The 26447-nt window shown below is 70.5% G+C and carries 24 protein-coding genes; 9 read left to right on the top strand and 15 right to left on the bottom strand.

The features are described from left to right. Positions 1–16 precede the first annotated feature (16 nt). A complete protein-coding gene (locus BM041_RS02455) occupies positions 17–787 on the top strand; it encodes a fumarylacetoacetate hydrolase family protein (protein ID WP_092954976.1) in 771 nt (256 codons plus the stop codon). Between the two features lie 71 nt (positions 788–858). Here the strand turns inward: BM041_RS02455 and wrbA are convergent, their stop codons facing one another. The 3 genes from wrbA to BM041_RS02440 form a co-directional block, all read right to left on the bottom strand. Beyond that, positions 859–1476, bottom strand: a complete 618-nt coding sequence (gene wrbA / locus BM041_RS02450; RefSeq protein ID WP_092954973.1) for an NAD(P)H:quinone oxidoreductase — start codon at positions 1474–1476, stop codon at positions 859–861. 117 nt (positions 1477–1593) lie between these two features. Further along, complete coding sequence (locus tag BM041_RS02445; protein WP_092954970.1) at positions 1594–2571, bottom strand: 2-dehydropantoate 2-reductase; 978 nt, start codon at positions 2569–2571, stop codon at positions 1594–1596. A gap of 58 nt (positions 2572–2629) precedes the next feature. Continuing rightward, complete coding sequence (locus BM041_RS02440; protein ID WP_092954967.1) at positions 2630–4153, bottom strand: acyl--CoA ligase; 1524 nt, start codon at positions 4151–4153, stop codon at positions 2630–2632. A 122-nt stretch (positions 4154–4275) separates the two neighbouring features. Here BM041_RS02440 and BM041_RS02435 point away from each other — a divergent pair, with 122 nt between their 5' ends. The 4 genes from BM041_RS02435 to BM041_RS02420 all read left to right on the top strand — a co-directional run bounded on the left by BM041_RS02435 (position 4276) and on the right by BM041_RS02420 (position 8903). Beyond that, positions 4276–5571, top strand: a complete 1296-nt coding sequence (locus tag BM041_RS02435) for a murein hydrolase activator EnvC family protein (RefSeq protein WP_092954963.1) — start codon at positions 4276–4278, stop codon at positions 5569–5571. Positions 5572–5649: 78 nt separating this feature from the next. Next, positions 5650–7167, top strand: a complete 1518-nt coding sequence (locus BM041_RS02430) for a S41 family peptidase (protein ID WP_245761897.1) — start codon at positions 5650–5652, stop codon at positions 7165–7167. 22 nt (positions 7168–7189) lie between these two features. After that, positions 7190–8389: a divergent polysaccharide deacetylase family protein gene (locus BM041_RS02425; RefSeq protein ID WP_092954957.1), complete on the top strand. Its 1200-nt coding sequence runs from the start codon at positions 7190–7192 to the stop codon at positions 8387–8389. Positions 8390–8420: 31 nt separating this feature from the next. Then, positions 8421–8903, top strand: a complete 483-nt coding sequence (locus BM041_RS02420) for an RNA pyrophosphohydrolase (protein WP_092954954.1) — start codon at positions 8421–8423, stop codon at positions 8901–8903. 144 nt (positions 8904–9047) lie between these two features. Here the strand turns inward: BM041_RS02420 and BM041_RS02415 are convergent, their stop codons facing one another. The 8 genes from BM041_RS02415 to atpH all read right to left on the bottom strand — a co-directional run bounded on the left by BM041_RS02415 (position 9048) and on the right by atpH (position 17269). Next, positions 9048–10010: a Bug family tripartite tricarboxylate transporter substrate binding protein gene (locus tag BM041_RS02415; RefSeq protein WP_245761896.1), complete on the bottom strand. Its 963-nt coding sequence runs from the start codon at positions 10008–10010 to the stop codon at positions 9048–9050. Positions 10011–10128: 118 nt separating this feature from the next. Then, the gene (locus tag BM041_RS02410; protein ID WP_245761895.1) at positions 10129–11268 is read right to left on the bottom strand and encodes an endo-1,4-beta-xylanase; all 1140 of its coding nucleotides are present in this window, start codon (positions 11266–11268) and stop codon (positions 10129–10131) included. Positions 11269–11270: 2 nt separating this feature from the next. Continuing rightward, complete coding sequence (locus BM041_RS02405; protein WP_092954948.1) at positions 11271–12134, bottom strand: ferritin-like domain-containing protein; 864 nt, start codon at positions 12132–12134, stop codon at positions 11271–11273. Between the two features lie 141 nt (positions 12135–12275). After that, positions 12276–12686: an ATP synthase F1 subunit epsilon gene (atpC, locus tag BM041_RS02400; RefSeq protein WP_092954945.1), complete on the bottom strand. Its 411-nt coding sequence runs from the start codon at positions 12684–12686 to the stop codon at positions 12276–12278. Positions 12687–12770: 84 nt separating this feature from the next. Further along, entirely contained in the window at positions 12771–14198 is a 1428-nt protein-coding gene (gene atpD, locus BM041_RS02395; protein ID WP_092954942.1) for a F0F1 ATP synthase subunit beta, read from the bottom strand. An 11-nt stretch (positions 14199–14209) separates the two neighbouring features. After that, positions 14210–15097 carry a F0F1 ATP synthase subunit gamma gene (locus tag BM041_RS02390; RefSeq protein WP_092954939.1) on the bottom strand — a complete coding sequence of 296 codons (888 nt, stop codon included), beginning with the start codon at positions 15095–15097 and terminating at the stop codon, positions 14210–14212. A gap of 26 nt (positions 15098–15123) precedes the next feature. Further along, positions 15124–16662, bottom strand: a complete 1539-nt coding sequence (gene atpA, locus BM041_RS02385) for a F0F1 ATP synthase subunit alpha (protein ID WP_092954936.1) — start codon at positions 16660–16662, stop codon at positions 15124–15126. Between the two features lies 1 nt (position 16663). Next, entirely contained in the window at positions 16664–17269 is a 606-nt protein-coding gene (gene atpH, locus BM041_RS02380; RefSeq protein WP_245761894.1) for an ATP synthase F1 subunit delta, read from the bottom strand. Between the two features lie 182 nt (positions 17270–17451). On the opposite strand from atpH, the gene BM041_RS02375 reads away from it, so the two are divergent. Further along, complete coding sequence (locus tag BM041_RS02375; RefSeq protein ID WP_092954933.1) at positions 17452–18681, top strand: MFS transporter; 1230 nt, start codon at positions 17452–17454, stop codon at positions 18679–18681. 78 nt (positions 18682–18759) lie between these two features. Here BM041_RS02375 and BM041_RS02370 read toward each other — a convergent pair whose 3' ends face one another. From BM041_RS02370 to hisC, 3 genes are all read right to left on the bottom strand, one after another. After that, positions 18760–19158 (bottom strand): (R)-mandelonitrile lyase, encoded by a 399-nt coding sequence (locus BM041_RS02370; protein WP_092954930.1) that lies wholly within the window; start codon positions 19156–19158, stop codon positions 18760–18762. A gap of 250 nt (positions 19159–19408) precedes the next feature. Continuing rightward, entirely contained in the window at positions 19409–20311 is a 903-nt protein-coding gene (locus BM041_RS02365; protein WP_092954927.1) for a prephenate/arogenate dehydrogenase family protein, read from the bottom strand. Beyond that, positions 20304–21386, bottom strand: a complete 1083-nt coding sequence (gene hisC, locus BM041_RS02360) for a histidinol-phosphate transaminase (RefSeq protein ID WP_092954924.1) — start codon at positions 21384–21386, stop codon at positions 20304–20306. Before hisC ends, BM041_RS02365 begins: the two co-directional genes overlap by 8 nt. A gap of 163 nt (positions 21387–21549) precedes the next feature. On the opposite strand from hisC, the gene metX reads away from it, so the two are divergent. After that, positions 21550–22704, top strand: a complete 1155-nt coding sequence (gene metX, locus BM041_RS02355) for a homoserine O-acetyltransferase MetX (protein ID WP_092954921.1) — start codon at positions 21550–21552, stop codon at positions 22702–22704. An 86-nt stretch (positions 22705–22790) separates the two neighbouring features. Here metX and BM041_RS02350 read toward each other — a convergent pair whose 3' ends face one another. After that, on the bottom strand, positions 22791–24338 hold the full coding sequence (locus BM041_RS02350; RefSeq protein WP_092954918.1) for an ABC transporter substrate-binding protein: 1548 nt from the start codon (positions 24336–24338) through the stop codon (positions 22791–22793). A gap of 166 nt (positions 24339–24504) precedes the next feature. On the opposite strand from BM041_RS02350, the gene BM041_RS02345 reads away from it, so the two are divergent. Both BM041_RS02345 and BM041_RS02340 read left to right on the top strand, forming a co-directional pair. Further along, the gene (locus BM041_RS02345; RefSeq protein ID WP_092954915.1) at positions 24505–25356 is read left to right on the top strand and encodes a metallophosphoesterase family protein; all 852 of its coding nucleotides are present in this window, start codon (positions 24505–24507) and stop codon (positions 25354–25356) included. A 53-nt stretch (positions 25357–25409) separates the two neighbouring features. Next, positions 25410–26441, top strand: coding sequence for an ABC transporter substrate-binding protein (locus tag BM041_RS02340; RefSeq protein WP_175533675.1), 1032 nt, complete (start codon positions 25410–25412; stop codon positions 26439–26441). The last annotated feature ends 6 nt before the right edge of the window (positions 26442–26447 follow it).

The following is a 26447-nucleotide window of genomic DNA, read 5'->3' as shown; positions in this document are numbered from 1 at the left end:
CACGGGAGAAACGGCGATGACGCTCTGGGTCCGCTACGCGCGCAACGGGATGGAAGGCTTCGGCACGCTGGAGGGCGATGCCATCCAGCCCCACACCGGCGACCTCTTCGCCACCGCCGCGCCCGAAGGCGCGCCCTTCCCGCTGGCGGAGGCGACGCTGCTGCCCCCAATCCGCCCCACGATCTTCATCGGCCTCTGGAACAATTTCGCCGAGGCCGCGACGAAGCAGGGGCTTTCCCACCCCGAATCGCCGCTGTTCTTCCTGAAGTCGCCCCGCAGCATCGTCGGCCCCGACGCCACCATCGCGCCGCCACCCGGCTACACCGGCCGCGTCATCTATGAAGGCGAACTCGGCCTGGTGATCGGCAAGCGCGTCTCCAACGCGACGGAGGAGGAAGCCGCCGCCGCCATCTTCGGCCTGACCTGCGTGAATGACGTGACGGCGCTGGATACGCTGACGGCCGATCCGTCCTTCCCGCAATGGGCGCGCGCCAAGGGTGCCGACAGCTTCGGCCCGGTCGGCCCCGCCATCGCCACGGGGCTCGACTGGTCAGCGCTGCGCGTGAAGGTTTCCCTGAATGGCCGCGTGCGCCAGGACTATCCGACGTCGGACATGATCCTCCCGCCGGCGCGCATCGTCTCCCTGCTGTCACGGGACATCACGCTGGAACCCGGCGACCTGATCGCCTGCGGCACGAGCGTCGGCGCGCTGCCGATGCGCCCCGGCATGACCGTCGAGGTCACGATCGAGGGCATCGGCACGCTGCGCAACCTGTTCGGCGGCTGACAAGCCTCCCGGTCCAGGGTCCGGTTGGACCCTGGCGAGGGGGTGCAGGGGGAGCAGCGCTCCCCCTGCAATCACCCGAACAGGTTCCCGCCCGCCTTCACCGCCGCAGCCACCTTGGCGACGTAGTTGCCCTGGAAGCGCGCGCCATCCAGCTCCACCGCGGAAGGCTGCCGGCTGCCATCGCCATCCGTGATGGTGGAGGCGCCATAGGGGCTGCCGCCCTTCACCTCGCCCACGCCCATCTGCCCCTGGAAGGCATAGGGCAGGCCCACGATGATCAGGCCGAGATGCATCAGCGTCGGCAGGAAGGTCAGGATCGTGCTCTCCTGCCCGCCATGCTGCGTGGCGGAGGAGGTGAACACCGACCCCACCTTCCCGTTCAGCGCGCCCTTGGCCCAGAGACCGCCGGTCTGGTCGATGAAGTTCCGCATCTGGGACGTGACGCTGCCATAGCGCGTGCCGCTGCCGAAGATGATGGCGTCATAGTTCGGCAGGTCGTCCACCGTCGCCACCGGCGCGGCCTGGTCCATCTTGTAGTAGGATTTCCGCGCGACATCCTCCGGCACCAGTTCCGGCACGCGCTTGATGTCCACCTCGGCGCCGGCGGCGCGGGCACCTTCGGCCACGGCCTGCGCCATGGTCTCGATGTGGCCATAGGCGGAATAGTAGAGCACGAGCACACGGGTCATCGGGCAGCTCCCATTGGGTTGCGGTCGGGAGCTCTAACGTTCCAGCGTGGCAATCGGCCATCAGCCGATGGTGATGATGATCAGAAGCCCGGCGGATGATCCGCCGGGCCTACCCGTTCAATAGCAGCCTGCCACCCGCGCCCTGGCCCGCACCAGCGCCAGCACCGTGTCGCAAATCGGCACCGGCACCTCCACCAGCGCCGCCAGTTCCACCACGGCGCCGAGCAGCGCATCGATCTCCATCGGCCGGCCCCGTTCCAGATCCTGCAGCATGGAGGTCTTGTGAGCGCCCACTTCCGCGCCGCCGGCGATGCGCTTGTCCACGTCGATCGCGAAGCGCACGCCGAGCTTCTCCGCCACCGCCTGGCCTTCCAGCATCATCGCCCGCGCCACGCCGCGCTGGCCGGGATCGCCGATCAGCACGTCCAGCGTCACGCCCGTCAGCGCGCTGATCGGGTTGAAGGCCATGTTGCCCCAGAGCTTGACCCAGAGCTCGTCCCGGATCTTGGGGCGCACCGGCGCCTTCAGCCCGGCCGCGATCAGCGCCTCGCTCAGCGCGCTGACGCGCGGGCTGCGGCTGCCGTCGGGTTCGCCGAGGGTGAAGCGGTCGCCATAGGTGTGCTCGATGACCCCGGGTTCCGGCACCTCGGCCGCCGGATAGACGATGGCGCCGATGGCCCGCGACGGCGCCAGCAAGTCACTGACGACGCCGCCGGGATCGACGCTCTCCACCCGCCGCCCCTCATGCGGGCCCGCGAGCTTATGGAAATACCACCAGGGAATGCCATTCACCGCGGAGACGATGGCCGTCTCCGGCCCCAGCAGCGGCTGCATCTGCCTGGCCGCCCCCGGCAGCGAATGGGCCTTGAGCGTGACGACGACATAGTCCTGCACGCCCGCTTCCTCGGCGGTCGCGACGGCGCGGACGGGCACGGTGATCTCCGTGCCCTCGCTCCGCAGCACCAGGCCCTTCTGCTGCATGGCGGCCAGATGCGGGCCACGGGCAATCACCGTGACCTCGTGATCCCCGCGGGCGGCGAGCTTCGCCGCCATCAGCCCGCCGATCGCGCCGGCGCCAAACACACAGATTTTCATGGTTTGCGCCACCGATTCAGCTCTCCGGGGCATTCGCCCCTCCGACCATCGGGGGCGTTCACAGCGAAAGCCCCAGCTTCTCCGCCAGCCCGATGCGCATCAGCTTGCCCGTCGCCCCCTTCGGGATTTCCGGCAGGAACACGACCTTCCGCGGCACCTTGAAATCGGCCAGGTGCTTCGATGCGAAGTCGCGCAGCTCCCGCTCCGTCAGTTCCATGCCGTCCCGCAGCACCACCGCCGCGCCCACTTCCTCGCCCAGCTTGGCGTGGGGGATCGCGAAGGTCAGCGCCTGCGCCACCGCCGGGTGGTCGGAGAGGATGCCATCCACCTCCAGCGGGGAGACCTTCTCCCCACCCCGGTTGATCAGTTCCTTCAACCGCCCCGTGAGCATGAGGAACCCGTCCTCATCGAACATCCCCTGGTCCCCGGTCCGGAACCAGCCATTGGTGAAGGCTTTAGCGTTGGCTTCCGGGTTCGCCTCATAGCCCTTGGTCACGTTCGGCCCGCGGATCACGACTTCCCCGATGCCCCCCTTGGCCATGATCGATCCGTCATCATCCATGATCGCCACCTCCGGCCCGGCCGGCAGCCCGACCAGCCCCGGCTTGCGCGGGCCCGCCAGCGGGTTGGAGCACATCTGGTGGCTCGCCTCCGTCATGCCGTAGCTCTCCACCAGCGGCACGCCGAACACGTCTTCCAGTTGCTTCATCACCGGCCCGGGGAGGGAGGCGGAGGAGGATCGGATGAAGCGCAGCGGCGCGCGCTTGATGATCTCCGCGTTGCGCTCGGCCCGCGTCAGGATCGTCTGGTGCATGGTCGGCACGGCCGTGTACCAACTCGGCCGTTCCTCATCCATCCAGCGGAAGAACTTCAGCGCGTCGAAGCCCGGCGTGCAGCACACGGAAGCCCCCGCACCCAGGGATGACAGCACCGCCGCGATCAGCCCATGGATGTGAAACAGCGGCATGATGTTGAGGCAGGCATCCGCCGGCGTCAGCGCCAGCGTCGCGCCGATGTGCCGGGCGGAGGCGCAGATATTGCCCTGCGTCAGCGGCACGATCTTCGGCCGCGCCGTGGTGCCGGAGGTATGCAGCACCAGCGCGACGTCATCCTCTCCCGCCATCCCCGGGGACGCCGCGCTGCCCGAGGGCCCGCCCTCCAGCGTGAAGGCGCCCGCGCCGCCCGCCGCATCCGGCACCAGCTCGATCACCGGCACGCCGAGCTTCGCGGCCGCACCCCGCGCCGGCGTCTCGTTCCCCTTCAGGACGATCAGCGCCTTCGCCTTCAGATCGTCGATGTAGAATTCGAATTCCTCGCCCCGGTAGCTCGGGTTGAGCGGCGCGGTGGTGGCGCCGGCGGCCACGGACACGAAGGCGGTCGCCATTTCCGGCCCGTTCGGCAGCACCATCGCCACCCGGTCGCCGCGCCCGATGCCGCGCGCGTTCAGCGCGGCCACCGTTGCCGCCGCCAGGGCCCGCAGCCCGTCATAGGTCAGGGCGGCCCGCCCCTCCGTCGCGCGGATGGCGGCGGCGTTCCCCTTCCCCTGTTGCAGCAGTTCCACAGTGGTGCGGTAGGCGACCATCTTGAAGTCTCCCCTGTCTTGGCGCCGAGTATGCCGGGCAGGCTTCCCGCGCGGAAGGGAGCCCGAACTGGCCCCGCCCCCTGCCGCGGTGCTAGGCACGGGATGTGACGATCCGCCGATGGATGCTCCCGGCCTGCCTCCTCGCCACGCTGGCTGCCCCGGCCCTGGCGCAGCCTTCCGCGCGCGATGTGCGGGATGCCGAACGCACCGCCACCGAACGCCGCCGCGCTGCCGAAGCCGCCACCGAACGCGCCCGCGCCCTGGCGGAGGAGGAGATCCGCCTGGCGGAGCGCCGGGTGGAAGCCGCCGCCCGCGCCCAGGCCGCCGAAGCCCTGGTGGAGGAAGCGCGCCAGCAGCTGATCGCCGCCCGGCGCGACGGCCAGGCCGCTTCCGCGGAAATGTCCCGCCGCGCCGCCGCGCTGCGTCCCCTGCTGCCCGTCATGCTCCGCCTCTCCCTCTGGCCGGCGGAGACGGTGCTGGCCGTGCCGGGGGAGCCGGATGACGCCCTGCGGGGCGCGCTGGTCCTGCGCGGCCTGGTCCGGCGGCTGGAGGAGGAGGCCGCCGCGCTGCGCCTGGCCGAGCAGGCCGCCCAGGAGGCAGAGCGCCGGGCGGCGCGGGAGGCCGAGTCGCTCGCCACCGCCGAGGCCGCGGCGCGGGAGGCCGAGGCCGTCCTGGAACAGGAGCTGGCCGAGGCCCGCCGCCGCCGCGGCGCGGCGGAGGAGGCCGAGGAACGCGCCGCCACCCGGGCCGCCGAAGCCGCCGCCCGCGCCGGCGACCTGGCCGATGTCCTGGCGCGCCTGGAACGCGAAAGACAGCGGCGGGAGGCCGAGGAACGCGCCAACGCCGCCGCCCGGGCCGCGGAGGCCGCCCGCCGCGCCGCGGAGGAAGCCCGCGAACGCCGCCTGGCGGAGGCCGCGCGCGCCCGTGCCGCGGAACGCGCCGCCGAGGAAGCCCGGGCGGAAGCCCGCAACCGCACCGCCAACCGCGCAGCCCCGCGGGAGGAACCGCCCCCGCGCCAGGCCGCCGCCCCCGTGGTCCCGACCGGTGGCCGCGCCGTGCCCGTGGCCGGGCGGGTGGCGACGCAATGGGGCGAAGCCGTTGCCGGCGGCCCGCATCGGGGCATCACCTATGCGGCGGCCGGGGGCGCCCGGGTGGTGTCCCCCTGCAACGGTCGCGCCGTCTTCGCCGCCCCATTCCGATCCTTCGGGCTTCTGTTGATTGTGGATTGCGGTGCAGGATACCATTTTGTTCTGGCCGGGCTCGATCGGCTTGACGCCTCCGCCGGGCAGCGGCTTCTGGCGGGGGAGCCGATCGGTGTGCTCGGCGGGGCTGGCGCGGCGGGCGGTTCCCTCTATGTGGAGCTTCGGCGCAACGGGCAGCCGGTGGATCCGCGGCCCTGGTTCGCGGCGCGGGGGTAACCCCGGGGTCATAACCCCGGGTCATATTGGTCAGGTCGCGGGCCTTCCGGCCCGGGACCCAAGGATGCGGGTGGTCGCATGAGCGACGTGTCTGGACAGCAGGATGATCGGCGCACCCCCAAGGTCGCGCGGATTCCGAATCTCGGCGCCTCTCCTGCCGGGCCAAGCGTGATGGCCGCCCCACCCGCCTCGAGGCGCCGTCGCCTCGGCACCTTCGGCGCCGTCACCGCGGCCTTCCTGGCCGGCGCCGTCATCGGCCCGGTCATCGCCCTGCCCACCATCCAGGCCTGGGCGCAGGATGGCGGACGGGCGGAGACCTATCGCCTGCTCAACCTGTTCGGCGATGTCTTCGAACGCATCCGCGCCGAATATGTGGAGCCCGTCACCGACCGCGACGTGATCGAGAACGCGATCAACGGCATGCTGCAGGGCCTGGACCCGCACAGCAGCTACATGAACCCGCGCAGCTTCCGCGACATGCAGGTGCAGACGCGCGGCGAATTCGGCGGCCTCGGCATCGAAGTCACGCAGGAGGGGGGGTACGTCAAGGTCATCTCCCCGATCGACGACACCCCCGCCGCCCGTGCCGGCGTGAAGCCCGGCGACCTCATCACCCACCTCAACGGCCAGTCCACCCAGGGCCTGACCTTGCAGGAAGCGGTGGAGCAGATGCGCGGCGAACGCGGCACCGCCATCCGCCTGACCATCCGGCGCGAAGGCGAGTCGCGCCCGGTCGAACTCTCCCTGACGCGCGACGTCATCCGCCCGCAGGTCGCCCGCTTCCGGATGGAAGGCAACGACATCGCCTATGTCCGCCTCTCCTCCTTCAATGAGCAGACGGAAGGCGCGCTGCGCCGCGCCATGACGTCCATGCGCAACCAGGCCGGCACCAACCTGAAGGGCGTCATCCTCGACCTCCGCAACAACCCCGGCGGCCTGCTCGACCAGGCCGTGCAGGTGGCGGATGACTTCCTGGACCAGGGGGAGATCGTCTCCACCCGCGCCCGCCGCGCGGAAGACGCGCAGCGCTGGAACGCCCGCCCCGGCGACATCGCCCAGGGCCTGCCGATGGTCGTGCTGGTCAATGCCGGCTCCGCCAGCGCCTCCGAAATCGTTGCCGGCGCGCTGCAGGATCATCGTCGCGCAATCGTGATGGGCGTGAAGTCCTTCGGCAAGGGCAGCGTCCAGACCGTGATGCCCATCCCCGGCCAGGGCGCCATCCGCCTGACGACGGCGCGCTACTACACGCCCTCAGGCCGCTCCATCCAGGCGACGGGGATCGAGCCGGATATCGAGGTGCTGGCCGCCCGCGTGGACCCCAACGCGCCGGCGCGGGACCGCGAAGCCGACCTGCGTCGCGCGCTGCGCAACGACGGCGAACGCGCCGCCGCCGCGCCGCAGCCCGCGCCGCCCCCCCTGCCGCCGCTGAACCTGCCGGCCGGCGTGCTGGACCGGGTCGTGCGCGCCCCGGCCGAAGGCGCCCCTGCCTTCGACCCGACCAAGCCCGAGACCGACCACCAGCTGCAACAGGCGGCCCAGCTGCTGCGCGCCATCGCCGCCGCCCCCGCCCAGCCGCAGCGCCGCGTCCAGCGCTGAATCCACCGATGCCTGGCGGCCGATGAGGGTGACAAGCCGCCAGGCGCTGGCCGGATTCTGGGCCGGGCTCCTCCTCATCCTCGGCGCCGGCGCCATCACCCTGCAATGGCTGGGCCCGCCGGCCCCGGCCACGGCCGGCGTCGCGGATCCCGCCAGCCCGCCGGATGCCCCCGCCACGGCCACCGCCGCCGGCACTGCCCCGCAAGCCACGCCACAGGCCACGGCGGCAGCGCCCGCGCCGCCCGCAGCGGCACCATCGGCATCCGCGTCGCCCGCGGCAGCGGCGCCCGTGCCGCCCGCCACGGGATCCGCCACCCCGGTGGCAGCGCCGGAACCGCCGCCGCTCTCCACCGCCACCGCCCGCCGCGCCGCGGCCGACCCCGCCATCCCGCCGCCCGACCCGCTGCTGCAGGAAGCCTCCCGCCACGGCGCGCCCATCCCGAAGCTCGGCCCGGACGGCCGCACCGCCATCCGCACCTATGCCCGCCCCTTCGACCGGGAGGATCGCCGCCCCCGCATCGGCCTGATCGTCGGCAACATGGGCGCCTTCGCCCAGCATTCGGAGGAAGCGATCCGCCGCCTGCCCGGCGCCGTCACCCTCGCCTTCAGCCCCTACGCCACCCGCCCCGAACCCCTGCTGGAACGCGCCCGCGCCCGGGGGATGGAGGTGCTGACCGCCCTGCCGCTGGAACCCGCGGGCTATGGGCGGGATGCCGATCCCGGCGACCGCGCCCTGCTGACCACCCTGCCGGTCGGCGAGAATATCGAACGCCTGGAATGGGCCCTGTCCCGCACCCCCGCCCAGGTCGGCGCCATCGGCGCGCTGTCGCGCATGCGGGGCGAACGCTTCGCCCAGAATGCGGAATTGCTGGCGCAGATGCAGCAGGTGCTCACCGCGCGCGGGCTGCTCTACATCGATCCCCGCCCAGGCGCGCCCCAGCCCGCCCGCGCCATCGGCCGCACCGTCGATGTCCTGCTGGACGAACCCTCCGAGACCCGGGGCGAGATCGAACGCCGCCTGGCCGAGCTGGAAGCCCTGGCCCGCGCCAGCACGCCCAGCTCCGCCCTCGGCCTGGTCGGCAACCCCACCCCCGCTGCCGTCGCCGCCATCCTGTCCTGGGCCAGCGGGCTGGAGGAACGCGGCGCGGTCCTCGCCCCCGTCACCACCATGCTCCGCCGCCCCGCCGAACAGGCCGCGACACCAGCCGCCGCGACTCGGTGACGATCCGGGGGCGCGGCGCTACAAGCGGGCCATGAGCCCCCTCCCCTACCGCCCCAATGTCGGCGCCGTCCTGTTCAACCAGGCGGGCCTGGTCCTCATCGCCCGCCGGGCGGACATGCCCAATGCCGAAGGCCATGCCGGCGGCTGGCAACTGCCCCAGGGCGGGGTGGATGAGGGGGAGGACCTTCGCGTCGCCGTCCTGCGCGAACTGGCGGAGGAGATCGGCACGAACAAGGCCGAGATCATCGCCGAACACCCGGAATGGCTGACCTACGACTTCCCGCCGGAACTCCAGCGGATGCGCATGGCGCAGAGATACCGCGGGCAGCGGCAGCGCTGGTTCGCGCTGCGCTTCACGGGGGTGGACGGCGACATCAAGCTCGATGCGGACCCGCACCCGGAATTCGATGCCTGGCGCTGGGCGAGGATCGAGGAACTGCCGGGGCTGGCGGTCAGCTTCAAGCGGGGGATCTATGAGGAGCTGGTGCGGGCATTCGGGCCGCTCGCCCGGTGATTGATGGGGAAGGCGCTGCCTTCCCCATACCCCATCAGCCAGGGGGGAGACCCCCCCTGGACCATCATCAATATCCCCGCGGTCCAGGGTCCCGCTGGACCCTGGCATGGGGGGTACGGGGGGAACGGCGTTCCCCCCGGGCCACTACTCCGCCGTCGCCCCGCTGATCTCCACCAACTGCTTCCACCGATCCTCCTCGGCCCGCCAGAACTCCAGGAACGCCGCCGGCGTCGCATCCGTGACGACCTGGAAGCCCAGCGGCGCCAGGCGCTCTCCGAAATCCGGCGCCCGCGCCACCTGCACGATGGACGCGTGCACCCTCTCCAGCACCGGCGCCGGCAGGCCGGGGGGCGAGACGACGGCATACCACGCCTGGGCATCGATCCCCTGGCCCGGCAGCACCTCATCCATCCCCGGCACATTCTCCAGCCCCGGCACGAAGGTCACGCGGCTGGCGGAGCCCACGGCCAGCGGCCGCACCCGGCCTTCCCGCACATGCGGCATCAGCGCCGGCATCACGTCGAACATCATGTCGATATTGCCGGCGACCAGGTCCTGGATGGCCGGCCCGCCGCCGCGATAGGGCACATGGGTGATGTCCACATTGGCCGCCCGCTTCACCCGTTCGATGAAGAGATGGCTGGTGGTCCCGGTGCCGGAGGACCCCATGGAAACGCGGCCCGGATTGGCGCGGGCGAAGGCGATCAGCTCCGCGAAGCTCCGCCAGGGGCGCTGCGCATTCACCACCATCAGGATGGTGCCGGTGGACACGCGCGTGACGGGGCCGAGGTCCCTCAGCGGGTCGATCGGCATGCGGTTGCCATAGAGGAACTTGTTCGCCGCCAGCGTATTCGCCGCCGCCAGCATCAGCGTGTGGCCGTCGGCCGGCGACTGCGCGACATGCTGGCTGCCGATATTGCCGCCGGCGCCGGCACGGTTCTCCACCACGAAGGGCTGGCCCAGCAGCGCCTGCAACCGCTCCGCCAGCATCCGCGCGGTGATGTCAAGCGCACCGCCGGCGGCGATCGGCACCACGATGCGCGTCGGGCGGTTCGGCCAGGGCGCCTGTGCCAGCGCGGGTGTCGCCAGCAGGGCAAGCGGGGTCATCAGGGCAGAGCGGCGGGTCAACATGGTCCAAGGTCTCCCGGTTTCGGATGGAAGATGGCAAGCGGTGGCCGTTTCGTCATCGTCCTTCGCGGCCCCCGCCCCGGGCGTGACGATTCACCTATCCCGCGGGCTGGCCCAGAAAGGCGCGGGCGAGGGCCCGCCACATCTGCTTGCGGTTCAGTTCCCAATCATAGGGCAGGCCGCGATGCACATCCCCGGCCGCCAGCGCCACCGCCTGTTCCCGGTGCAGCCAGGACCAGCGGTCGCTGATGCCCCAGGTCAGCAGGGACCGCGCACCGCCCTCGAACGCCGCGGAGGCGAAGGCATGGACGCGCTGCGCCACGGCGAAGTCGCGGGCGGGGAAGTCGCCGACCGGCGGGCGAAGCTCCCGCACATCCAGCTCCGTGATCAGCACCTGAAGATCGAGCGCCCGGATCTGCCGCACGAAATCCCGGAACTGGTCCGGCCGGAAGGCATTGCGGAGCTGGAGATGCGCCTGGATGCCCACCGCATCCAGCGGCACGTTCCGCGCGCGCAGCCCGCGCAGCAGCCGCAGCAGCCGCTGGCGCTTCTCCTCGGATGACGGCGTGTCGTCCTCCACCCCGTAATCGTTCAGCGTGATGCGCAGCAGCGGGTCCCTCTCCCGCGCCGCGCGCAGCGCGATGGCGATGTAGTCGGGGCCGAGCGCCCGCAGCCAGGGCGTGTCGCGGAGGTCGGTGGTGTTCCCCGGCGGCTCCGGCACGTCCGATCCCGGCGGGTTGGCGATGGGTTCGTTCACCACGTCCCAGTCCCGGATGCGGGCGCGGGTGTGGGACAGGACGCGGTCGAAATGCGCGTCCATCACGGCGCGGGCGCGGCGCGGGCCCTCCCCGATCGCAGCCACGGCCCAGGGCGGCAGGTCCTGGTGCCAGACCAGCGCATGGCCGCGCACGGTCTTGCGGAAATGGGCCGCCCAGGCGAGCAGCGCATCGAGCGACCCGGTCTCGAACCGCCCTTCCTCCGGCTGCAGCGCCGCGAATTTCCCCTCATATTCCGGCACCAGCACGCTGGCTTCCTGCGCAACCAGGGCCGCGAATTCAGGCTCCTCCGCGATCAGCTTCGCGGTGACGGCGCAGCCATAGGTCAGGCCACGGCTGGCCGCGATTTCCCCGAGCGGCCGGTCCGGCGCGCTTTGCGGGCTGAAGGGCTGCCCGGCGGCGGCCTGCGCCAGGAAGGGCGAGAGCAGGAAGGGCGCCGCCGCGCGGCGGGTCAGGCGCAAGGTCAGGCCGCCATGGCGGGCGACCGCGCGTCATTCGCCGCCGCTTCCTTCGCCAGCGCCTGGCGGAACCGGTCGCGCCGCCATTCCAGCAGCTTCCAGGCGCCCCGCGCCGCGACGGCGGAAAGCCGCCCGCGCGGTTCCAGCCCGATCGACTTGAAGACCATGCCCATGCCCCGCTCGATATGGCGGAAGCGATAATAGCCCATCGCGCGGCTCATATAGCCGGCAATGCAACGGTCATGGCTGTAGGGCGTGTCCTCGGTCTCGTTCCCGCAATGGAAGGCGAAGGCGAGCTCGTCATCCTCGCTCTCCCCGATCCGCCCCGTCGCGACCTTCAGCCGCTGGAGGAAGGACAGGTTCTCCCGCGCCAGGTACCGCTTCATGTGGTCGTAGAAGAGCTTGAAGTGCCGGTATTCATCCGCCGCGATCAGGCGGCAGATCTCCTTCAGCACCGGCTCCTCGGTCGCCTCGCCGAGCGCGGTGTAGTAGCTGCTGGTCCCGGTCTCCACCATGCAGCGGGCGATCAGCTCCCCGGTCCGCGATCCGCGGATGGAGGCATCGGCCTTCACGTCGATCTGGTAGCCCGCGCGGTAACGGGCGAAGGCGGCTTCGAAATCCCAGCCCGGATCGGCCAGCATCCCCCAGCGGCCGAGCGTGTCGCCGTGCTGCGTCTCCTCCACCCCCCAATGCTCGGCAGCCGCCTGGAAGGCGGGATCATCGCCGAAGACGCGGGCGAGGTAGGTGACGTAGTCGGCCGCGTTCCGCTCCACCATCGCCGCCGCCTTGATGAGCGGCACGACCCCCGGATCGAGCTTCGTCCGGTCGAAGCGGTCCCAGCCGACCTGATCGATATGCCAGTGCTTCATCGCCGGAAGGCCATCCCCTTGCTGGCGTCATGCGCCTGCCCGCCAATGTTCGGCGGCGGCGGCACGGATTCAAGCCGCCTTGAAACACGAAGGGCCGCGCCGCATGACGCGGCGCGGCCCTGTCGGGACACGATGTGGAATTCAGGCCGCTTCGGCGACGGAAACGGCGACCCGCGCGGCCAGCAGCTTCGCCATCACGGCGTCGCGGCGTTCCGGCGTCTCGCTGCCGGAAGCGGCATAGGCGGCCTCGGCCTCCTTCAGCCGCGCCTCGGCGCCGGCCTTGGACAGCTGCGCCACCGGCGTCGCCTCATCCGCCAGCACCGTGCAGCGATCCGGCGTCACTTCGGCGAAGCCGCCGGCGACATAGAGGCGTTCGGTGATCTGCCCGCCCTCGGTCACGGCGATCACGCCGCCGCGGAGCGTGACGATCATCGGCGCGTGGCCGGGCAGGACGCCCATCTCGCCCTCGGCGGCGGGCAGCACGGCCATCTCCACCGCGCGGCTCAGCAGCAGCTTCTCCGGGGAGACGAGTTCGAGCTGGAAGGTGGCCATCGGGTGATCCCGTTCTCAGTCATGAAGCCCGCCCGAGGCATGGGCGGGCATGGCGCCCGGCCCATCAGGGCCGGGCGGTCAGTCTCAGGCCGCGGCCTTGAGCGTCTCGGCCTTCTTCACGGCCTCCTCGATGGTCCCCACCATGTAGAAGGCGGCTTCCGGGAGGTGGTCGTATTCGCCCTTGCAGATCGCCGCGAAGCTGCGGACCGTGTCCTCCAGCTTCACGAAGACGCCGGGGGTGCCGGTGAAGACTTCCGCGACGTGGAAGGGCTGGGAGAGGAAGCGCTGGATCTTGCGCGCGCGCGCCACGATCAGCTTGTCCTCTTCCGAGAGCTCGTCCATGCCCAGGATGGCGATGATGTCCTGCAGGGACTTGTAGGTCTGCAGGATCTTCTGCACTTCGCGGGCCGTGTTGTAGTGCTCCTCGCCCACGATCCGCGGATCCATCGCGCGGCTCGTGGAGTCCAGCGGGTCCACCGCCGGGAAGATCGCCATTTCGGCGATGGAGCGGGAGAGCACCGTCGTCGCGTCAAGGTGCGCGAAGGACGTCGCCGGCGCCGGGTCGGTCAGGTCGTCCGCCGGCACGTAGATCGCCTGCACGGAGGTGATCGACCCCTTCTTCGTGGAGGTGATGCGTTCCTGCAGCGCGCCCATGTCGGTGGCCAGCGTCGGCTGATAGCCCACGGCGGAGGGGATGCGGCCCAGCAGCGCGGACACTTCCGCGCCCGCCTGCGTGAAGCGGAAGATGTTGTCGATGAAGAACAGCACGTCCTGGCCCTGCTCGTCGCGGAAGTATTCCGCGACCGAGAGGCCGGAGAGCGCGACGCGCGCGCGGGCACCCGGCGGCTCGTTCATCTGGCCGTACACCAGCGCCACCTTGGAGCCTTCGGTGTTGCCGTCGTTCAGCTTGATGACGCCGGCATCACACATCTCGTGATACAGGTCGTTGCCCTCGCGGGTCCGCTCACCGACGCCGGCGAAGACGGACACGCCGCCATGCGCCTTGGCGATGTTGTTGATGAGTTCCTGGATGGTGACCGTCTTGCCCACGCCGGCGCCGCCGAACAGGCCGATCTTGCCGCCCTTCAGGTAGGGGGCCAGCAGGTCAACCACCTTGATGCCCGTCACCAGGATCTCCGCGCTCGTCGCCTGGTCCTCGAAGGACGGCGCCTCGCGGTGGATGGTATAGGTCTTCTCATGCGGCACCGGGCCACGCTCGTCGATCGGCTCACCGATGACGTTCATGATGCGGCCCAGCGTGCCCGTGCCCACCGGCACGGAGATGCCCGCGCCCGTGTCCACGACTTCGGCGCCGCGGACCAGACCATCGGTCGTGTCCATGGCGATGGTGCGCACCGTGCGCTCACCCAGGTGCTGCGCCACTTCCAGGACCAGCGTGCGGTCGTCGATCTTGACGTGCAGCGAGTTCAGGATGGAGGGCAACTCGGCGGGGAACTGGACGTCCACCACGGCGCCGAGAACCTGCGAAACCTTGCCGACATTGTTCTTCATGGCTTTGCTCCTCAGACCGCCTCGGCACCGGAGATGATCTCGATCAGCTCCCTGGTGATGTTGGCCTGTCGCGTGCGGTTGTAGTTGAGCGTGAGCTTGTTGATCATCTCGCCCGCATTGCGGGTCGCGTTGTCCATCGCCGTCATCTGGCTGCCGAAGAAGCCCGCCGCGTTCTCGAGGATCGCGCGGTACATCTGGATCGCCAGGTTCTGCGGCAGCAGCGTCGCGAGGATCTCCTCCTCGCTCGGCTCGTATTCATACAGGGCCTGCGGGCCGGTGGGCGCCGCGGTCGCGGACGTCGCCGGCAGCATGGCCGGGATCATCTGCTGCGCGGACGGCACCTGGCTGATGACGCTGCGGAAGCGGTTGTAGACCAGCGTGCAGACGTCGAACTCGCCCGCCTCCAGCATCTCCGTCACGCGGGTCGCGACGGCCTGCGCATCGCCGAAATCGACGCGCTTCTTGCCCTGGAAGCTGATCTCGCCAACGATCCGGCTGCCGAATTCGCGCTTCAGGAAGGTCGCGCCCTTGCGGCCGACGGACAGCACCTTCACCGTCTTGCCCTCCGCCTCCAGCTCCCGGATCTTCGTCCGGGCGAAGCGGCTGACATTGGTGTTGAAGGCGCCGGCCAGGCCGCGGTCACCCGTGACCACGACCAGCAGGTGAACCTTGTCGCTGCCGGTGCCGACCAGCATCTTCGGCGCGTCCGGGCTGCCCGCCACGGAAGCGCCGAGGGACGCCAGCATGCGCTCCATGCGCTCGGCATAGGGGCGCGCGGCCTCGGCCGCCAACTGGGCGCGGCGGAGCTTCGCCGCCGCGACCATCTTCATCGCCTGGGTGATCTTCCGCGTGCTCTTCACCGAGGTGATCCGAGCACGCAGCGCCTTGAGGCTGGCCATCCGCCGCTATCCCTTTTCGCCTAGCCTCAGCTGAAGGACTTGGCGAAGCCGTCGAGGAAGGCGGTCAGCTTGCCCTCGACATCCTTCTTGATCTCGCGGTCGTTGCGGATCGAGGCGACGATCTCCGGCGCGCGCGCCTTGATCTCGGACAGGAACTGCCGCTCGAACTCGCCGACCTTGTTCAGGGGCAGGCTGTCCAGGTAGCCGCGCGTGCCGGCGAACAGGCTCAGCACCTGCTCCTCCACCGGAACCGGCTTGTACTGCGGCTGCTTCAGCAGTTCCGTCAGGCGCGCGCCGCGCGCCAGCAGGGCCTGCGTCGTGCTGTCGAGGTCGGAGGCGAACTGCGCGAAGGCCGCCATCTCGCGGTACTGCGCCAGCTCCAGCTTGATCTTGCCGGCCACCTGCTTCATCGACTTGACCTGCGCGGCGGAGCCGACGCGGGACACCGAGAGGCCGACATTCACGGCGGGGCGGATGCCCTTGAAGAACAGTTCCGTCTCCAGGAAGATCTGCCCGTCCGTGATCGAGATCACGTTGGTCGGGATGTAGGCGGAAACGTCGCCGGCCTGCGTCTCGATGACCGGCAGGGCTGTCAGCGACCCCTTGCCGAAATCGTCGTTCATCTTGGCGGCCCGCTCCAGCAGACGGCTGTGCAGGTAGAACACGTCGCCCGGATAGGCTTCGCGGCCCGGCGGACGGCGCAGCAGCAGCGACATCTGGCGATAGGCGACGGCCTGCTTGGACAGGTCGTCATAGAAGATGACCGCGTGCATCGCGTTGTCGCGGAAGTATTCGCCGAGCGTGCAGCCCGTGTAGGGCGCCAGGAACTGCATCGGCGCCGGGTCGGAGGCGGTGGCGGCGACGACGATCGAGTACTCGAGCGCGCCGTTCTCCTCCAGCGTCTTCACAAGCTGCGCGACGGTGGAACGCTTCTGGCCGATGGCGACGTAGATGCAGAACAGCTTCTTGCTGTCGTCATCACCCGCGGCGGCGTTGGCCACCTTCTGGTTGATGATGGTGTCCAGGATCACGGCGGTCTTGCCGGTCTGGCGGTCACCGATGATCAGCTCGCGCTGGCCACGGCCGATCGGGATCAGGGCGTCGATCGCCTTGATGCCGGTCTGCATCGGCTCATGCACCGACTTGCGCGGGATGATGCCCGGCGCCTTCACCTCGACGCGCATGCGCGTCTCGGCCACGATCGGGCCCTTGCCGTCGATCGGGTTGCCGAGCGCGTCCACGACGCGGCCGAGGAAGCCCTTGCCGACGCCGACGTCCACGATCTCACCGGTACGGGAGACGGTGTCGCCTTCCTTCACGCCCTTGTCGTCACCGAAGATGACGACGCCGACATTGTCGGTCTCGAGGTTCAGGGCCATGCCCTTGATGCCGGCGCCGGGGAATTCCACCAGCTCGCCAGCCATCACGTTCTGCAGCCCGAAGACGCGCGCGATGCCGTCACCGACGGTCAGCACGGTGCCGACTTCGGCGACATTGGCTTCAGCGTCGAAGCCGGAGATCTGAGCCTTCAGGATCTCCGAAATCTCGGCAGGACGGATCTCCATGTTAAGCGGCCCCCTTCATGGCGTACTGCAGGCGCTGCAGCTTGGACTTGAGAGAATTGTCATAGAGGCGAGAGCCGATGCGGATGACGAGGCCACCAAGCAGGGTGGCATCGACGCTTTCGCGCAGCTGCACGCCGGAATAGCCGGCTTCCGTCAGCCGCGCGGTGATCTGCGCACGCTGGGTATCCGACAGCGGATGGGCGGTCGCGACCTCGGCAATCTGCTGGCCGCGGCGCGCCGCGAGCAGCGCGCCGAAGCTGGCCGCCACTTCCGGCAGCTTGGACAGCCGCCGGTTGATGATGAGGACGCCGAGCAGGTTCCGCACTTCCGTGCCGATGCCCGCGCGTTCCAGCACCGCGAAGGCGGCGCGCTTCTGTTCCGCCGCGTCATAGCGCGGATCGGCGACGAAGGAGCGGAAGCCCGCATCGTCGCGCCACAGCGCGAAGAGCGTCTCCAGGTCCTTCGCGATGCGGTCGGCCGCGCCAGGCTCACCCTGGCGCAGATCGTCCACGATGCCGAACAGCGCGAGCGCATAGCGCTCCGACAGCCCGGTGGGGTTCGGGGCCTTGGTGGAGGCCGAGTCTGCGTTGATCGCTGCGGAGGCCAAGGTGGTCCCGGTCCTGTCTCTGGGCAGAGCGTCTGCGAAGCGCGCTTCTCTCGGGGTAAGCGTTTGCTAACCCCCGTTCCACGGCGGGCGCGCCTTAGCATGCGTATTGCGGTGCGGCAACACATCCCGTTCACAGAAGATGCCGGTTCACAGCCGGGGCGGCCCCGTCCAGTGTCCCGGGAATGCCCGTCCCCCGCCCCTTTCCGCCCCGTCCCTTCCATGGCTGGAGGGTTGTCCAGGCCGCCTTCGTGCTGGCGATTTTCGCCTGGGGCATCGGCTTCTACGGGGTCGGCCTCTACATCCAGACCCTCTCGGCCAGCCGGGCCTGGCCCGTCGCCTGGCTCTCCGCCGCGGTAACATTCCATTTTCTCGTCTCAGCCGGGTTGGTGGCCCTGCTGCCGGACTGGCATCGCCGCTTCGGTATCGCGGCCGTCACCCGCGCCGGCGCCCTGGCTTCCGCGCTCGGCCTGCTCGGCTGGGGCTGGGCGCCCCACCCCTGGCTGCTGGCGCCGGCCGCGGCGCTGACCGGGGTGGGATGGGCCTTGTGCAGCGGGGCGGCGATCAATGCCATGCTGATGCCCTGGTTCGACCGGCGGCGGCCGGCGGCGCTGGCCATGGCCTATAACGGCGCCAGCATCGGCGGCATCGCCATGACGCCCTTCTGGGCCTGGCTGATCGCGGGCTGGGGATTCGGCGCCGCTACCGCGGTCGTCGCCGCGTTGCTGCTGGCCGTGGTCTGGCCGCTGGCGGGCCTGGTACTCGGCCGCAGCCCGGCCGAGTTCGGCCAGCATGCGGATGGGGAGGCCGCCGCGCGCCCGCCCCCCGCGGTGGCGCCTGCCGCGGCGCGGGACCGGGCGGCGCTGTTGCGCGATGCCCGTTTCATCGGGCTTTCCGCCGCCTTCGCCATCGGGTTGTTCGCGCAGATGGGGCTGGTGACGCATCTGGTCTCGCTCCTCGCACCAGTCCTGGGTGTCCAGGGGGCGGGCTTCGCTGTCTCCCTCGTCACGGTCTTTGCCTTGCTGGGCCGCACCGTCACGGGCTGGCTGCTGCCCCAGGGCGAGAAGCGCCGCCTGGCCGCCGCGGCCACTTTCGTGACCCAGGTGGCGGGGTCGCTGGCCCTGCTGCTGGGGGGCGACCAGGCCTGGCTGCTGCTGCTGGGCTGTGCCTTGTTCGGCATCGGTGTCGGCAATCTGTTGTCGCTGCCGCCGCTCATCGTCCAGGCGGAGTTCCCGCCGGCCGAGGTCGGGCGGGTGGTGGCGCTGATGCAGGCGATCAACCAGGCGCTCTACGCGCTGGCACCCCTGGGTTTCGGCCTGATGCGGGATGTCGGGTCCACCGCCGCGGCGATCGGCCTGGCCCTCGCCTTGCAGGTCCTGGCCGGCATCCTGGTCCTCCGCCGTCCCGCCCCCTGACGACGGTCCAGGCCCGTCTCGGGCCTGGCGGATGGGGTGCGGGGCAGGCGGCGCCTTCCCCGAAACCGCCCGCGCGCCCTACCCTGCCCGGTACTGTTCGTCCGAGACCTGTTCCAGCCAGGTCACCGGCGCCCCGTCCTGTTTCTCCTGCACCGCAATATGGCTCATCGCCGTGGTCGCGGTCGCGCCGTGCCAGTGCTTCTCCCCGGGCGGGAACCACACCACGTCCCCGGGCCGGATCACCTCGACCGGCCCGCCTTCCCGCTGCGCCCAGCCGCAGCCCGAGGTGACGATGATCGTCTGGCCGAGGGGGTGGGTATGCCAGGCGGTGCGGGCGCCGGGTTCGAAGGTCACCAGCGCGCCGGCGGCGCGGGCGGGTTCCGGGGGGCTGAACAGCGGGTCGATGCGGACGGTGCCGGTGAAGTACTCGGCCGGCCCCCTGGTGGAGGGCGTGGCGCCCGCGCGCGTGATGTCCATGGCCGTGTTTCCTGGTGGCGAGGCCGGCAGATGGCCCTGCCCGCGCCGCGCCGCCAGCCAGGCTGACCCGCATGCCGCGTGAAGCCCGGCTTCACGATGCGCGATTATCCTGGAATGCCCGTGTTGTTCCGTCTATGTTCTTGCCGCCACCGACCCCGCTGCGTCCGCAGCACCGCGAAAACGGTGCTAAACGCGCCTAAACGGCATAATCGGCATAAACGGGTTAGTGGCTAAAAAGCCACAGTCACCCTCAGGCCTGCTTCCGGTCGATGAGCCCCTTCCGGATCTTCCGGCCACGCCGGATCCGGTCCTCGATGAATTCCGCCTGGCCCCAGCGCACGGCGCGGCCCAGCGCCTGGGCGTCCTCCGTGAAGCGGGCCAGCATTTCCAGCAGCGCTTCCCGGTTGTTGAGGAAGACGTCGCGCCACATGGTCGGGTCGCTGGCGGCGATCCGGGTGAAGTCCCGGAAGCCGGAGGCCGCGAATTTCAGCACCGCCTCCTTCGTCTCCTCCGCCAAATCGTCGGCGGTGGAGACGATGGTGAAGGCCAGCAGGTGCGGCAGGTGGCTGACGATGGCCACCACCTTGTCATGGGTGGCGGGGTCCAGCGTCTCGATCATGGCGCCGCAGCGGCGCCAGAATTCCCGCACCTTCTCCACCGCCGCCGGGTCGCTGCCGGGCATGGGGGTGACGATGGTGTAGCGGCCGTCGAACAACTCGGCGAAGCCGGCATCGGGGCCGGAATACTCGGTGCCCGCCATGGGGTGCGCCGGCACCAGATGGCAGCCCGGCGGCATCAGCGGGCCCAGGTCGCGGATCACGCTCATCTTGGTGCTGCCGACATCGGTGACGATGGCGCCGGGCTTCAGGTGGGGCGCGACGGTGGCCATCACCTCGGCATAGGCGCCGACGGGCACGCAGAAGATGACGCAGTCGGCGCCTTCGACCGCCTTCGCCGCGTCCTCCTCGACGATGTCGGCGATGCCGAGTTCGCGCACGCGCGCCAGCGTCGCCGGCGTCTTGGCATGGGCCACGACGGTCCGCGCCAGCCCGCCGCGCTGCTTCGCGATGCGCGCGATGGAGGATCCGATCAGGCCGACGCCCAGCAGGCAGACGCGGTCGAAGAGGGGCTCAGCCCCAGGGGAGTCAACCACGGGTGAAGTCGGTCAGGGCGTCGATCACCATCTGGCATTCCTCGGCATTGCCGATGGTGATGCGCAGGCATTGGGGCAGGCCGTAGCCGCCCATGGCGCGCACGATCAGCCCGCGCGCGCGGAAATGCGCATCGGCGGCCTTGGCGCGCGCGGCATCGCCGAAATCGACGAGAAGAAAATTGCCCTCGCTCGGCCAGACCTTGAGGCCGAGGCCTTCCGCCGCCGCGGCCATCTTGCCGCGCCATTCCGTGTTGTGGGCGATGGACTTCTCGATCCAGCCGGGCTCCGCCAGCGCCGCGATGCCGGCGGCCATGGCGGCGGCGTTCACGTTGAAGGGCCCGCGCACGCGGCCGAGGATGTCGACGATCGCCGCCGGCGCATAGGCCCAGCCGAGGCGCATGCCGCCCAGGCCGAAGATCTTGCTGAAGGTGCGCGTCATCACCGTGTTGGGCGTGGAATCCACCAGCTTCTGGCCGGGATCGTAGTCCGGCCGCGTGACGTATTCGGCATAGGCGCTGTCCAGCACCAGCAGCACGTCCTGGCGCAGTTCCCGCCGCAGCCGCTCGACCTCGCTCTGGGCCAGGATGCTGCCGGTCGGGTTGTTGGGGTTGGCGAGGAACATGAGGCGCGTGCGCGGCCCGACAGCGGCCAGCAGGCCGTCCACATCGGCGGTGAGGTTCTTCTCCGGCACCTTGATGACCTGGCAGCCCGCCCAGCGGCCGGTGATCTCGTACATCATGAAGCCATGGGCGGACATGATGAGCTCCGTGCCCTCCCCGCCATAGGCCAGGATCAGCATGGCCAGCAGCTCGTCCGACCCGTTGCCGCAGACGATGCGGGCGGGGTCGAGCCCGAAGCGCGCGCCGATCGCCTCCCGCAGCGCCGCGGCGCCGCCATCGGGGTAGCGATGCGCCTCCCGCGCGCCGGCCGCGATCGCCTCGATGGCCGCGGGCGGGGGACCGAAGGCGCCTTCGTTGGAGGAGAGCTTGATGATGCGGTTGACGCCCGGGACCTTGGACTCGCCGCCGACATAGGGCTCGACCGAGAGGATGGACGGGCGCGGCATGACGGTCATGGCAGGGGTCCCTGGAAGAAGGCGCTGTCGGGGGCGTGATCCATAGACGCGCGCGTCCCCCACGCCAAGGACCGGCCAGCCCCTAAGCCCCCACGGGCTGCACGCCCCGGTTGCCGTCCGCCGCCGAGACCCCTATTCCTGCGTCGGAAACGCCCCGAGACCGATGACCGAGGCCCTGGCCCCCCTTCCCCAGCTCGAACACCAGCGCGCCGTCTTCGCCGATGGCCTGGCGCTGGACAGCGGCGCCGTCATCAAGCCGCTGGCGGTGGCCTACCGCACCTATGGCAAGCTCAACGCGCTGCGGACCAACGCCGTGCTGATCTGCCACGCCCTGACGGGCGACCAGTATGTGGCGGAAACCCAGCCTGTGACGGGCAAGCCCGGCTGGTGGGACACGCTGGTCGGCCCCGGCAAGCCGGTGGACACCAACCGCTTCTTCGTGATCTGCGCCAATGTGCTGGGCGGCTGCATGGGCTCCTCCGGCCCGGCGGAGGAGATGACGGATGCGGAAGGCCAGCCCATGGGCCGGCCCTGGGGGATCGACTTCCCCTCCATCACCATCCGCGACATGGTCCGCGCCCAGAAGCGCCTGGTGGATCACCTCGGCATCGATCGCCTGCTGGCGGTGGTCGGCGGGTCCATGGGCGGCATGCAGGTGCTGGAATGGGCCGCGACCTACCCCGACATGGTGGTAGCCGCCGCCCCCATCGCGACCGCCAGCTACCATTCCGCCCAGAACATCGCCTTCCATGAGGTCGGCCGCGCCGCCATCCATGGCGACCCCGACTGGAAGGGCGGGCGCTACTGGGAGGATGGGCGCATCCCGGCCAAGGGCCTCTCCGTCGCCCGCATGGTCGCGCACATCACCTACCTCTCGGAAGCGGCGCTGGGCCGGAAGTTCGGACGGCGGCTGCGCGGCGCCTCCGCCCTGACCTTCCTGGAAGACGTGTTCGAGGTGGAAAGCTACCTCCGCCACCAGGGCAGCACCTTCGTCCGCCGCTTCGACGCCAACAGCTACCTCACCATCACCCGCGCCATGGACTATTTCGACCTGGCCACGGAACATGGCGGGGAAGTCGCGAACGCCTTCCGCGGCACCCGCACCCGCTTCCTGGTGGCCAGCTTCAGCAGCGACTGGCTGTTCCCGACCGAGGAAAGCCGCGCTTTGGTCCGCGCGCTGAACGCGGCCGCGGCCAATGTCTCCTTCGTCGAGATCGCGACCGACAAGGGCCACGACGCCTTCCTGCTGGACGAGCCGGTCTTCCACCGGGCACTGGGCGGGTTCCTCAAGGGCGCCGCCGAACGGGTGGGCGTGTAGCGTCGGCGTATAGCGCCGGCGATGCGAGGAGGGCGCTGCCCTCCCCGCGCCCCTCCCGCCAGGGCCGAACCGGCCCTGGACCGTCATCAGCCGAAGCGCAGATTATCCGGGCGCAGATCCATGAAGTAGAAGGTGTAGGGCCGCCACTGCACGCGGCTGCGCATCGCGTAGAACTCGGCGGGCTGATAGAGCACCGTGCCCGGCGCCTCCTGCTCCCACGCCTCCAGCATGCGCTGGAACAGCACCTTCCGCGCCGCCGGGTCCGTCTCCGCCTCCAGCGCGCGGCCAGCGGCGTTGAAAGCCTCCGTGCTGCGGAAGGCGCCGTTCACCTGGAACCAGCTGGCCGGGCCCCAGGAAATCCACAGCGAGCCCAGCGGATCGGGCAGGCGGGTGGAGTTGGAGTTGTTGCCGATCTGCTGGCCCGCGCCCCGCATCTGCGCGAAATTCTCCACCACCTGGAGCTTCGCGTTGATGCCGACGTCCTTCCACATCTCCACCGCCACCTGCGCGGCCTTCAGCGCATTGGTGTAGTAGTTCGGCATGGTGCGGTAGACGATCTCCTCGCCCCGATACCCCCCCTCCCGCAGCAGGCGCCGGGCCGCCGCCTGGTCGAAGCGCAGCGACCGGCCTTCCAGGAACATCGGGCCATACTCGGGAAAATTGTGGCTGGGCGGCACCACCGCGGCGCCATCCCACAGCGTGTCCACCAGCAGCTTGCGATCCAGCGCGAGGCCCAGCGCCTGGCGCACCCGCCGGTCCCCCATGCCCGCGCCGCGTTCGTCGAAGGTCAGCACATGGACATTGGCCAGCACCACGCTGCGGACGGTGACGCCCGCGGTGCGCCGCAGCTGCCCCACCTGGTCGGGCGGCACATTGGTGATGAGGTCCACGCCGCCGGATTGCAGCGCCGCGACCCGCGCGGCGAGCTCCGGGATCTGCCGGAACACCACGCCCCGCGCCGTCGGCCGGCCCATGAAATACTCGTCGAAGGCATCCAGGATGATGCGCTGGTCCGTCTGCAACTCACGCACCTTGAAGGGGCCGGTGCCGATGGGCGCGCGGCTGAAGCCGTCGAAGCCCCGCTCCTCATAGGCGCGGCGATTGACGATCCAGCCGCACCAGCTGGCGAGCCGCTGTTCCAGCAGCACGTCCGGCACGCGCGTGGTGAAGCGCACGACATGCGGGCCCAGCGCCTCCACCCCCGCCAGCGTCGCGAAATAGGACCGCGCCTCCGGCATCAGCGCATCCGGGCCGAACATGCGGCGTGAGGTGAAGGTGTAGACCACATCCTCCGCCGTCAGCCGATCGCCATTGTGGAACAGCACGTCGTCCCGCAGGCGAAGCGTCAGCTGGTGCGGCCCGTTGCGTTCCCAGGACAGCGCGAGATGCGGCTGCAGCGCGGACCCGCCGCCATCCGGCGTGCCGAGGAAGTCCCGCCGGATCAGCGTGTCGAAGATGGAGTAGGTGACGCGCGTGCCGACATTGGAGAGTTCGCGCGCGGGCTCCAGCGTCGGCGGCAATTCCGCCACGCCGATGGTCAGCAGCGGCCGCGGATCATTGCCCTGCGCGAGGGCCAGGCGCGGCGTGGCGGCGAGGGCAGGCAGGGAGAGAACAGCGCGGCGGGACAGGTCCATGGCGGGGGCTCCTCGGTTCGCCCCTGTGTGCCAGCGCCGCGTGATGCGCCGACGACGCTTTGGCGTCCGGTCCGTGACAGCCGCCTTCGCCGAAACGTCACCCCCGCGTCCCGCCCCTGTCACGGCCCTGCCGCATCATGCGCGGGCTTGAGGGGATAGGGGTCGAATGGGCGCGCTTCGCTTGGTGCATGTGTCGGACACCCATCTCTCGCCCACTCATGGCTATTTCGCGGACAACTGGGCCGTTTTCCATGAAGCGATGCAGGCCGATCCGCCGGACCTCATCGTCCATGGCGGCGATGTCGCCTTCAACGGGCCGGCGGCGCCGGCGGACCTCGCCTTCGGCGCGGCCGCGTTGCGGGCACTGGGGCCGCGCTGCCTCGCCATCCCCGGCAATCACGACATCGGGGAGGCACCCTCCTTCTCGCGCCTCGCCCAGCCCGTCAACGATGCGCGGATGCAGGCTTGGCGCGACCATGTCGGGCCGCAATGGTGGAGCGAGGATGTGGCGGGCTGGCGGCTCATCGGCCTTGATACCGCGCTGATGGGCAGCGAATTGCCGGGGGAAGCGGCGCAGGAGGCCTTCCTGTCGGAGGCGCTGGCCGCGCGCGGCGGGCAGGCCGCCATGGTCTTCGTCCACATGCCGCCCTTCGATGCCGATCCGGCGGACCAGGGCTTCAGCACCAGCGTCATCCCGCCGGCGCCGCGCGCCCGCTTCCTGGATGCCTGCGTGGCGGGGGGCGTGAAGGTCATCGCCTGCGGGCACCTGCATGTCTATCGCCGCCTCCGGCATCGCGGCATGGACATCGTCTGGGCACCGCCGACCGCGATGGTGGATGTGCGGCGCAGCCAGCAGCGGCGCCGGCGCTTCCCGCGCCCCGGCTACGTCGAATGGCTTCTGGAACCCGGCCGGGCCGTGCATCGCCTGGTGGAGCCGCCGCGGATGTTCGTCATCGATGTCAGCGGCTGGACCGCGACCAGCGGCGGCACCACCACCACCCTGCCGCCCCGCGCCTGAAGGGCTGGCAGGCTTCTTGCCTGTCTTCGGCCACCCAGCCGGAGATCCAGCCCATGCCGATCACCCGCCGTGCCCTTGGCCTTGCCGCCGCCAGCCTGGTCGCCGCCCCCGCCACCCTTCGCGCCCAGGCCCTGCCGCGCGTGAAATACCAGGTGGACTGGGCCTTCCAGGGCCCGAACGCCTTCATGCTCTACGGGCGGGAGAAGGGATTCTTCCGCGACGCCGGCATCGACCTGCAGATCGACCGCGGCTTCGGATCGGGCCGCGTGCCCATCGATGTGGCGGGTGGCGCCTATGAAATCGCCCAGGCGGACATAAACCCCGTCATCAAGTTCATCGCGGAGAACCCGAATGCCGGCCTGGTCGTGGTCGGCGTCTTCGGCGACCGCAGCCTGCTCTGCGCCACGGTGCGGGAGGAAGGGCCGATCCGCGCGCCGAAGGATTTCGAGGGTCGGACCCTGGCCGCGCCCGACAGCGACGCCGGCCGCCAGATCTTCCCCGCCTTCGCCCGCGCCGCCGGCTTCGATGCATCCAAGGTCAACTGGCTGACGGTGCGCCCGGAACTGCGGGAGCCGATGCTGGTGCAGCGCCGGGCCGATGGCATCACCGGCGCCGCCACCAGCACGGGCATGTCTCTGAAGGCGCTCGGCATGGATTGGCCGCAGCAGCGCATCCTCTGGTACCGGGACTACGGCCTGCCGCTGTACGGCACCTGCTGGCTGACCACGCGCGACTATGCGCGGCGCAACCCGGAACTGGTCCGCGCCGTCGTCGCCGGCGGCATCCGGTCGCTGCGGGAAGCGCATCGCGATCCCGCCGGCTGCATCGCCGCGCTGAAGGCGGCGGAGCCGCTGACCGATGTCGCGATCGAGGCGGAGCGCCAGCAGGTCTCGCTGCGGGAGCAGATCGTCTCCGACCATGTGATGGCGAACGGCCTGTCCTCCGTGGTGCCTTCCCGCTTCCAGCTGGGGCTCACGGCGGTGGAGGAAGCCTATGGCATGGCGCCGAAGCTGAAGCCGGAGGATGTCTACACCGACGCCTTCCTGCCGCCGGCCGCCGATCGCCGCCTGGTGGTGACGAGCTGAGAGCTT

The organism is Falsiroseomonas stagni DSM 19981, assembly GCF_900114315.1.
Classification (GTDB): domain Bacteria; phylum Pseudomonadota; class Alphaproteobacteria; order Acetobacterales; family Acetobacteraceae; genus Falsiroseomonas; species Falsiroseomonas stagni.
Note: the sequence above shows the minus strand (reverse complement) of the source record. Positions and strands in the feature narration are given on the sequence as shown.